Genomic DNA, 8,373 nt, shown 5'->3' on the forward strand with positions numbered 1-8,373 from the left:
ATCCCATGCTCGACGACCCGCGCGCCGTGGCTGAATTGAACGGGATGTACGGCCGGTATCTCGACACCGCCGCGCGCCACGGCTTCGGGGTGGTCGTCGGCGGCCTCGACTACCGGGCCAGCCCGGACTGGGGTGCCCTGCTGGGCTATTCGAGTGAGCAGTTGGCCGAAATGCAGATGCGCAGTATCGACTTCCTACGCGGGGTCGCCGAGCCGTATCGGGCGCAGGTGCCCGCTCTCCTCTACGCGGGGATCGTCGGGCCGCGCGGTGATGCTTACGAGACCAATCAGACGATCACTGCCGACGAAGCCGAGGAGTATCACGGCGTACAGCTCACGACCCTGGCCCGTGCCGGTGTCGACTTGGTCGAGGCGATGACGTTCACCTCCGTGCCGGAGATGGTCGGCCTGTCGCGCGCCGCATCCTCTGCGGGGCTGCCACTTTCGGTCTCCTTCACGCTGGACAACAGCACCCGTCGGCTGCCATCGGGTCCGACCCTCAAGGACGCGATCGAGACGATCGATGCCCAGACGGGTAGCGATCGGCCGACGTTCTACGGCATCAATTGCTCCCATCCACTCGAGTTCATGCCGGCGCTCGAGGCGGGCGAGTGGTTCGAGCGGGTGCGGTGCCTGCGACCGAATGCCGCGATGATGGACAAGATTTCGCTGTGCACGCTCGGACACCTCGAGTCGGGCGACCCGGTGGAACTTGGTGAGCTCATGGGCGGCCTGGCCAGGCAGTACCCCCACATCGACATGTGGGGCGGTTGCTGTGGCACCTGGGAGACCCACCTCGACGAGATTGCGCGCAAAGTGATCTCGGCGCGGGAACCGGTGACTCTGGGCTAGCGGTTGAGCCGAGGGGTCAGTCCTCGGCCAGCGACAACCACTCCTCCTCGAGCGACGCCTGGCGGGCGTGCAAGTCGCGCAGTTCGTCGTTGAGCTCGCCCAATCGCAGATGATCGGCGGCGGCGTCGGCCATCGTGTGGTGCAGTTTCGCGATCCGCTCGTCCAGCTTCTTGAGCTGACTCTCGATGCGGGACAACTGCTTTCCCGCCTTGCGCTCACGCGAGGAAGCGGTCTCGGATCGATCGGCCGGACGGGTCGCGGACGTGCCGTTGGCGCTCGGACGTTCGGCGAGATACTGCTCGATCCCGCCGGGCAGCAGCACGCAGCGTCCCTCGCCAGGTAGCGCGTAGGTCACGTCCGACACGCGCTCGAGGAAGTAGCGGTCGTGCGTGACGACGATGAGCGTGCCAGGCCAACCGTCGAGGTAGTCCTCGATGACGTTCAGGGTGTCGATGTCCAGATCGTTGGTCGGCTCGTCGAGCAGTAGCACGTTGGGCTCGTCGAGAAGCAGACGCAGGAACTGGAATCGGCGCCGCTCACCACCCGAGAGCTCGGAGAGCCTGGTGGTCAGCTTGTCGCCGGTGAAGCCGAAGTCTTCGAGCAGGGTGGCCGTGCTGACCTCCTTGCCGCCAGCGAGCTCGGTGATCCGCTTGGCGTTCTCGACCGCGTCGAGCACGCGCTCGTTTCCCTCGATCTCGACCAGGGCCTGGCTGAGATACCCGATCCTGAGCGTCTTCCCGCGTTTGATGGTGCCCGAGGTCGGCGGCAGCTCTCCGGTCAGAAGCTTCAGCACAGTCGTCTTGCCGGTGCCGTTCACGCCGACCAGGCCGATGCGTACGCCCGGCCCGATCGACCAGTCCAGCTTGTCCAGGATCAGCTTGTCGCCCGCCTGCAGCGACACCCGGTGCAGGTCGAACACGTCCTTGCCGAGTCGAGCCGTCGCAAAGCGTTGCAGGGCAAGGGAGTCGCGAGGCTCGGGTTCGTTGGCGATCAGGTCGTTGGCCGCCTGGATGCGGAACTTCGGCTTCGACGTCCGCGCCGGTGGGCCCCGTCGCAGCCAGGCCAATTCCTTGCGCATCAGATTCCGGCGGCGCGCCTCGGTACCCGCGGCGACCCGCGAACGTTCCGCTCTTGCCAGCACGTAGGCCGCGTAACCGCCCTCGTAGGCGTCGATGGTGCCGCCGTGAACCTCCCAGATGCGCGTACACACCGCGTCGAGGAACCACCGGTCGTGGCTGACGACGATCAGCGTCTTGGCGGTCTGCTTCGAAAGGTGTCCGGCGAGCCATCCGATGACCTCTACGTCGAGGTGGTTGGTCGGTTCGTCGAGCACGAGGACGTCGTGACCGGCAAGCAGAATCGCGGCAAGGGCAACGCGGCGGCGCTCACCACCACTGAGGTTGTTCACCTCTCGGTCCAGCGAGACCTCGGTCAGCAGGTTCTCTACCACCGACCGGGTCTCAGCATCGGCCGCCCAGATGTGGTCGGCACGCCCGTCGACGATTACATCGCGCACGGTCGCCTCGGGGTGGAAGTCGTCGGACTGGTGAAGGTAGCCGACGGACAATCCCGAGGTGTGGGTGACGCGGCCGGAATCGGGCGGCCGGGTCGCCGTCAGGATCTGCAACAACGTCGTCTTGCCGTCGCCGTTGCGGCCGACGACGCCGATCGCATCGCCCTCGTCGACGCCGAGGCTTACGCCGTCGAGCAAGGTGCGGGTGCCGTAACCAACGGTTGCGCGTTCGAGGTTGATCAGGTTCGCCATCAGGCGCCGATCATAGGGGCTGAAGCAGGAAGAGTCCCAAGTGCGCTGTGCCATGATGGCGTCGGATCGGGGGATTCGGGCGTCGCACGAAAGGGGATGATCATGGTGGACCTTTCGGCAATCACCGGACCCATGGCGCGGTTGGTGGCGACCGCCCAGAACGGTTTGGAAGTGCTGCGGTACGGCGGCCTCGAGACCGGCGCCGTGCCGTCCCCCTTCCAGATCATCGAGGCCGTGCCGATGTACCGGCTGCGTCGGTACTTCCCGCCCGACACCAGGCAGGGCGCCAAGCCTGCCGGCCCGCCGGTGCTGATGGTGCATCCGATGATGATGTCGGCCGACATGTGGGACGTCACCCGCAACGAAGGGGCCGTCGGCATCCTGCACGCGGCGGGCATCGATCCGTGGGTCATCGACTTCGGGTCGCCCGATCAAGTCGAAGGCGGTATGCAACGCAACCTGGCCGACCACGTAGTGGCGCTGAGCGAGGCGATCGACACGGTCAAGAAGGTCACCGACCGCGACGTGCACCTCGCCGGTTACTCGCAGGGCGGCATGTTCGCCTATCAGACCGCCGCGTACCGACGCTCGAAGGATCTGGCCAGCATCGTTGGGTTCGGCTCACCCGTCGACACCCTGGCCGCGCTGCCGATGAACCTGCCGCCCAACTTGGCCGTCGGCGCCGCGGACTTCATGGCCGACCACGTGTTCAGTCGCATCGACATACCCGGCTGGCTGGCGCGCACCGGCTTCCAGATGCTGGACCCCATCAAGACCGCGCAGTCGCGACTGGACTTCTTGAGGCAATTGCACGACCGCGAGGCCCTGCTGCCGCGTGAGCAGCAGCGCCGGTTCCTGGCGAACGACGGTTGGATCGCCTGGTCGGGCCCGGCGATCGCGGAGCTGCTCAAGCAGTTCATCGCCCACAACCGGATGATGAGCGGCGGCTTCGCCATTCGCGGCGATCTGGTCACCCTCAGCGACATCGACTGCCCCGTGCTGGCCGTCGTCGGTGAGGTCGACGACATCGGCCAGCCCGCGTCGGTGCGCGGTATCAAGCGCGCCTCGCCGCAGGCCGACGTGTACGAATACCTGATCCGCACAGGGCATTTCGGTCTCGTCGTCGGCTCGAAGGCGGCCAACCAGACGTGGCCGACGGTGGCGGTGTGGGTGAAGTGGATCGCCGGCGAAGGCGAGAAGCCCGACGGCGTCGTGCCGATGCCGCTGCAGCCCGCCGAGAGCGCCGAGACCGGAGTGGCGTTGGCCACCCGCATCGCGCACGGGGCGGGAGCCGCCGCCGAGATGACGTTCAGCGTGGCCCGCGCCGCGGGTTCGGCGTTCGTGGCGGCCAACAAGTCGGCGCGCGCGCTCGTCGTCGAGACCGCCCGCACGCTGCCACGCCTGGCGCGCCTCGGACAGATCAACGATCACACGCGCATCTCGCTCGGTCGGATCATGAGCGAACAGGCCGCGGCCACCCCCCAGGGCGAATTCCTTCTGTTCGACGGGCGGGTGCACACCTACGAGGCCGTGGATCGCCGAATCAACAACGTGGTCCGCGGACTCATCGACGTGGGTGTTCGCCAGGGCGCCCACGTCGGCGTCCTGATGGAGACCCGCCCGAGCGCGCTCGTCGCGATCGCGGCGCTGTCGCGGCTCGGCGCGGTGGCCGTGCTCATGCCGCCCGACGCCGACCTCGTGGAGGCGGCCCGACTCGGTTCGGTGTCCGACGTGATCGCCGACCCCGTTCACCTCGACGCGGCGAAGAAGCTCCCACTGCGGGTGCTGGTGCTGGGTGGCGGCGAGGCACGCGATCTGGACCTCGGCGCGGACGACGACGTCGTCGACATGGAGAAGATCGACCCCGACGTCGTCGCGCTCCCCGGCTGGTACCGGCCCGACCCCGGCTTCGCCAAGGACCTCGCGTACGTCGCGTTCGCCACGGTCGGCGGTGAGCTCGTCGCCCGGCAGATCACCAACTTCCGATGGGCCCTTTCGGCGTTCGGTACCGCGTCGGCGGCCAACCTCGGCTCGGGCGACACCCTGTACTGCCTCACCCCGCTGCACCACCAGTCCGGGCTGCTCGTCAGCCTGGGCGGCGCCGTCGTCGGCGGCACCCGCATCGCCTTGTCGAGGGGTCTGCGTCCGGACTACTTCCTGCACGAGCTGCGGCAATACGGTGTCACCGTGGTGTCCTACACCTGGGCGATGCTGCGTGAGGTCATCGACGACCCTGCCTTCGTGCTCAACGGCAACCACCCGGTGCGGCTGTTCATCGGGTCGGGCATGCCAACCGGGTTGTGGAAGCGCGTCGAGGAGGAGTTCGCTCCCGCGCACGTCGTCGAGTTCTTCGCCACGACGGACGGGCAGGCGGTGCTGGCCAACGTCGCCGGTGCCAAGATCGGCAGCGAGGGCAGGCCGCTGCCCGGTGGCGGTCACATCGAGCTCGCGGCATACGACCCCGAGGACGACCTGATCCTCGAGGACGACCGAGGCTTCGTGGCCCTGGCGGGCACCAACGAGGTCGGCGTTCTCCTGGCCCATCCGCGAGGTCCCGTCGACCCGACGGCGTCGGTCAAGCGCGGGGTGTTCGCCCCTGCCGACCTATGGGTGTCGACGGAATACCTGTTCCGGCGCGACGAGGACGGCGACTTCTGGCTCGTCGCCAACCGCGGTTCGCTCATCCGCACGGAGCGTGGTCCCGTTTTCAGCGACGCGGTCAACGACGCGCTCGGCCGGATCGGCGCGGTCGATCTCGCGGTGACCTACCGGGTGGTGGTCGGCGGACGCGACGTCGCCGTCTCGGCCCTCGCGCTCAGCCCCGGTGGCAGTGTCCCGACGGCCGACCTCAACGCGGCCCTGGCCGTCCTCTCGGTGGGCGAGGCACCCGACTTCGTCCACGTGGTGACCGATATGAAGCTCAGCGCCACCTACCGGCCGTTGCTTGGTCCGCTGCGGGCCGAAGGCATCCCCAAACCGTCGCGTCACGCCTGGTACCTCGACGACGACACCGGAACCTACAAGCGCCTGACCGCTGCCGTTCGGGCGGAGATCGGCGAGGCCGCACCCGCCGAGTGACCAGAGTGAGGCGAGTGACATGCTGCCGTGCTCGCTGCGCTTTGTTAGGCTCCGCGTGGCTGTTCGTGGCCGCCCGGGTCGGGCCGGAAACTCAGACACGCTCGACGATGGAGGATTGATGGCAGTACGGACCAGCAAGAAGAGCTGGCGTCGCGCGTTCACGGGCGCCGTGGCCAGCGGGGCGTTGGCCAGCGGACTGCTGCTCGGCGCGGGCGTCGGCACCGCCCACGCGGACGTGCTCGACGACATCTACAGCGAATACGACACCGGCGCAGGCGGTGGTCAGATCTCCAACCTCATCCACACCGCGATGAAGCTGCGCGCGCTTGGCTACGTGCCCTCCAAGGGCAACGTGGAAGACCTCAACGCCGCGATGACGAAGCGCCCCAACCAGGTGCCGTTGATCGACGCGCTCACCAACACCGTCGGGTACATGAAGCGCAGTCAGTTGCGCGCCTCGCAGCAGGGTGGGGGACCGGTGCTGAATCCGCCGATGATCCCGGGGGGCGGCATGCCCGGCTTCGGCATCGCTCCCAACAACGACGGCTCCATCAACATCCCGCTCGCCTGAGCCCGTGCTCGATCAACGTTTGCGCAGCCTCCTGGTGTGTCCGGAGGATCGCGGCCCACTGCTGCTGGTGGGGGACGAATTCCTCTACAACCCTCGGTTGCGGCGCGCCTACCGAATCGAAGCCGGCGTGCCCGTACTGCTGATCTCAGAGGCGGCCACCATCACCGACGACGCCGAGCATGCAGCCCTGCTGGAGCGCGCCGAAGCCTAGGCCAGAGCGGGCAGCTCGCCGGTCAGGTAGCGCTGCAGGTTGGGCGCGATCGTCTCGGCGATCTGCTGGACGGGCAGCGACTTGAACGGCTCCAATTCGAGGATGTAGCGCGCCATCACGACGCCAACTAACTGCGATGACACGAACTGCACGCGGAGCGGACCCGATCCCGGCGGATCGTCCACCCGGGAGCCGACCTCCACCGTTATGACGTCCTGCAGGAATGACCGGATGAGGCTGACGTCGTCTCCGGCGAGCATTGACCGCAGGGTTGCGATGAACCCGGAACCGATCTCCGAGTCCCACAGCGGCAGCAACAGCGAAGGCAAGGTCAGGCCGAGGTCCTCGATGGGCACCTCCCGCATCGGACCAATGACCTGCATCGGGTCGATCGGTATCTTGACCGCCGCGGCGAACAGCTGCACCTTGGTGCCGAAGTAGTGGTGGACGAGCGCCGAATCGACGTCGGAGGCGGCGGCAATCGCGCGGATGGACGTGTTGCCAATACCGTTGCGGGCGAATAGTTCTCGTGCATTGTTGAGGATGCGGTCGCGGGTGTCGGACGTGCCGGGCGGCCGACCGGGACGCTTGCGGGTTGGGCTGCTCACGGCGTCCTGCGCCGAAGGGTGGCCGCCGCCAGTGCCATCGCCACCACCGCGAATGCGACGACGATCGCGATGTCGCGTGCCGCCGTAGCGGTGAGGTCCGGGTGGGCGCCGACTTCCTTCAGCGCCTCGAGCGCGTAGCTGGCAGGCAGCGCGTTGCTGATCCACTGCAGCCATTCCGGCAGCATGTTGCGCGGCACGATGATCCCGCACAGCAGAAGCTGGGGAGCGATCACCACCGGCATGAACTGGACGGCCTGAAATTCGGTGCGCGCGAACGCACTACACAGCAGTCCCAGTCCGACGCCGAGCACCGCGTTGATGATGGCGATCCCGAAGACGAGGGCGGGGCTGCCCGCCGTGTCGAACCCGAGCAGCCAGAAGGAGACCACACACGCCAGCGTTGCCTGCGCCGCCGCGGCGACGGAGAAAGCCGTGCCGTAGGCCGCCAGCAGATCCAGCCGGCGTAGGGGAGTGGTCAGGATTCGCTCCAACGTGCCGGAAACACGTTCGCGCTGCATGGTGATCGACGTGATCAGGAACATCACGATCAGCGGAAATACCCCCAGCATGATCAGGCACGCGTTGTCGAACGCCGATGGCGTGCCCGGCCGGTGCGGCGCGTCCTTGAACATGTAGTACATCAACACGATGACCAGGCTCGGCACCACCAGGATCATCGCGACGCTGCGATGATCGCCGGCCAGTTGCCGCAGGATGCGCCCGGTGGTGGCCAGGTAGGCCTGCGGGCTCAGCCGAGCGCGGGTGCGGTGCTGCGCCGAATGATGGACAGAAACGCTGCCTCGAGTGACTGACATTCCGTGTCCTCTCGTAGTTTGGTCGGCGTGGTGTGGGCGAGCAAGCGGCCCTCCCGCAGCAGCAGGAGCTCCCCGCAGTGATCGGCTTCGTCCATGACGTGGCTCGAGACCAGCAGGGTCGTGCCGCGACGGGCCAGCTGGTCGAACTGTTCCCACAGGTCGACCCTCAGTACCGGGTCGAGGCCGACGGTGGGTTCGTCGAGTACCAGCAGATCCGGTTGCGCCACCAGCGCACAGGCCAGCGAGACCCGCGTGCGCTGACCACCGGAGAGGTTGCCGCACAACGCCGTTCGATGATCATCGAGCCCCACTCCTGCGACGGCCTCGTCGGCGGCCTTGGCGCCGGAGCCGTAGAGCGACGCGAAGTAGCGAACGTTGTCGATGACCCGGAGGTCTTCATAGATGGTGGGGTCCTGGGTGACGTAGCCGACGCGATGCCGTAACTCCGCGGACCCTGCGGGGTGACCGAGGACG

Annotated in this window: 8 protein-coding genes; 4 read left to right on the top strand and 4 right to left on the bottom strand. The window is 67.4% G+C overall.

The features are described from left to right. Positions 1-851 (top strand): homocysteine S-methyltransferase family protein (locus QOD90_RS20170; RefSeq protein ID WP_526352606.1); only part of this gene is annotated, 851 nt, incomplete at its 5' end. A gap of 16 nt (positions 852-867) precedes the next feature. Here the strand turns inward: QOD90_RS20170 and QOD90_RS20175 are convergent. After that, the gene (locus tag QOD90_RS20175; RefSeq protein ID WP_526352607.1) at positions 868-2,616 is read right to left on the bottom strand and encodes an ABC-F family ATP-binding cassette domain-containing protein; all 1,749 of its coding nucleotides are present in this window, start codon (positions 2,614-2,616) and stop codon (positions 868-870) included. A gap of 102 nt (positions 2,617-2,718) precedes the next feature. Between QOD90_RS20175 and QOD90_RS20180 the strand changes: the two genes are divergently transcribed. From QOD90_RS20180 to QOD90_RS20190, 3 genes are all read left to right on the top strand, one after another. Next, positions 2,719-5,694 carry an AMP-binding protein gene (locus tag QOD90_RS20180; RefSeq protein WP_526352608.1) on the top strand — a complete coding sequence of 992 codons (2,976 nt, stop codon included), beginning with the start codon at positions 2,719-2,721 and terminating at the stop codon, positions 5,692-5,694. A gap of 118 nt (positions 5,695-5,812) precedes the next feature. Then, positions 5,813-6,265 carry a hypothetical protein gene (locus QOD90_RS20185; RefSeq protein WP_526352609.1) on the top strand — a complete coding sequence of 151 codons (453 nt, stop codon included), beginning with the start codon at positions 5,813-5,815 and terminating at the stop codon, positions 6,263-6,265. 4 nt (positions 6,266-6,269) lie between these two features. Beyond that, the gene (locus QOD90_RS20190) at positions 6,270-6,476 is read left to right on the top strand and encodes a Trm112 family protein (RefSeq protein WP_526352610.1); all 207 of its coding nucleotides are present in this window, start codon (positions 6,270-6,272) and stop codon (positions 6,474-6,476) included. On the opposite strand, the gene QOD90_RS20195 is transcribed toward QOD90_RS20190, so the two are convergent. From QOD90_RS20195 to QOD90_RS20205, 3 genes are all read right to left on the bottom strand, one after another. Further along, positions 6,473-7,084 (bottom strand): TetR/AcrR family transcriptional regulator, encoded by a 612-nt coding sequence (locus QOD90_RS20195; RefSeq protein ID WP_526352611.1) that lies wholly within the window; start codon positions 7,082-7,084, stop codon positions 6,473-6,475. The two genes, QOD90_RS20190 and QOD90_RS20195, sit on opposite strands and share 4 nt — an antisense overlap. Beyond that, positions 7,081-7,899 (bottom strand): ABC transporter permease, encoded by an 819-nt coding sequence (locus tag QOD90_RS20200; protein ID WP_526352612.1) that lies wholly within the window; start codon positions 7,897-7,899, stop codon positions 7,081-7,083. The genes QOD90_RS20195 and QOD90_RS20200 overlap by 4 nt, the downstream gene beginning before the upstream one ends. Continuing rightward, the coding region (locus QOD90_RS20205) for an ATP-binding cassette domain-containing protein (RefSeq protein WP_526352613.1) at positions 7,833-8,373 on the bottom strand (541 nt) is incomplete at its 5' end. The genes QOD90_RS20205 and QOD90_RS20200, both read right to left, overlap by 67 nt.

The organism is Mycobacterium sp. (assembly GCF_032161845.1).
Taxonomy (GTDB): Bacteria; Actinomycetota; Actinomycetes; order Mycobacteriales; family Mycobacteriaceae; genus Mycobacterium.

What these genes read in the sequence shown, in the direction of transcription:
- QOD90_RS20175 (WP_526352607.1), bottom strand. Translation starts at nt 2,616, where the DNA reads ATGGCGAACCTGATCAACCTCGAACGCGCAACCGTTGGTTACGGCACC.
- QOD90_RS20180 (WP_526352608.1), top strand. Translation starts at nt 2,719, where the DNA reads ATGGTGGACCTTTCGGCAATCACCGGACCCATGGCGCGGTTGGTGGCG.
- QOD90_RS20185 (WP_526352609.1), top strand. Translation starts at nt 5,813, where the DNA reads ATGGCAGTACGGACCAGCAAGAAGAGCTGGCGTCGCGCGTTCACGGGC.
- QOD90_RS20200 (WP_526352612.1), bottom strand. Translation starts at nt 7,899, where the DNA reads ATGTCAGTCACTCGAGGCAGCGTTTCTGTCCATCATTCGGCGCAGCAC.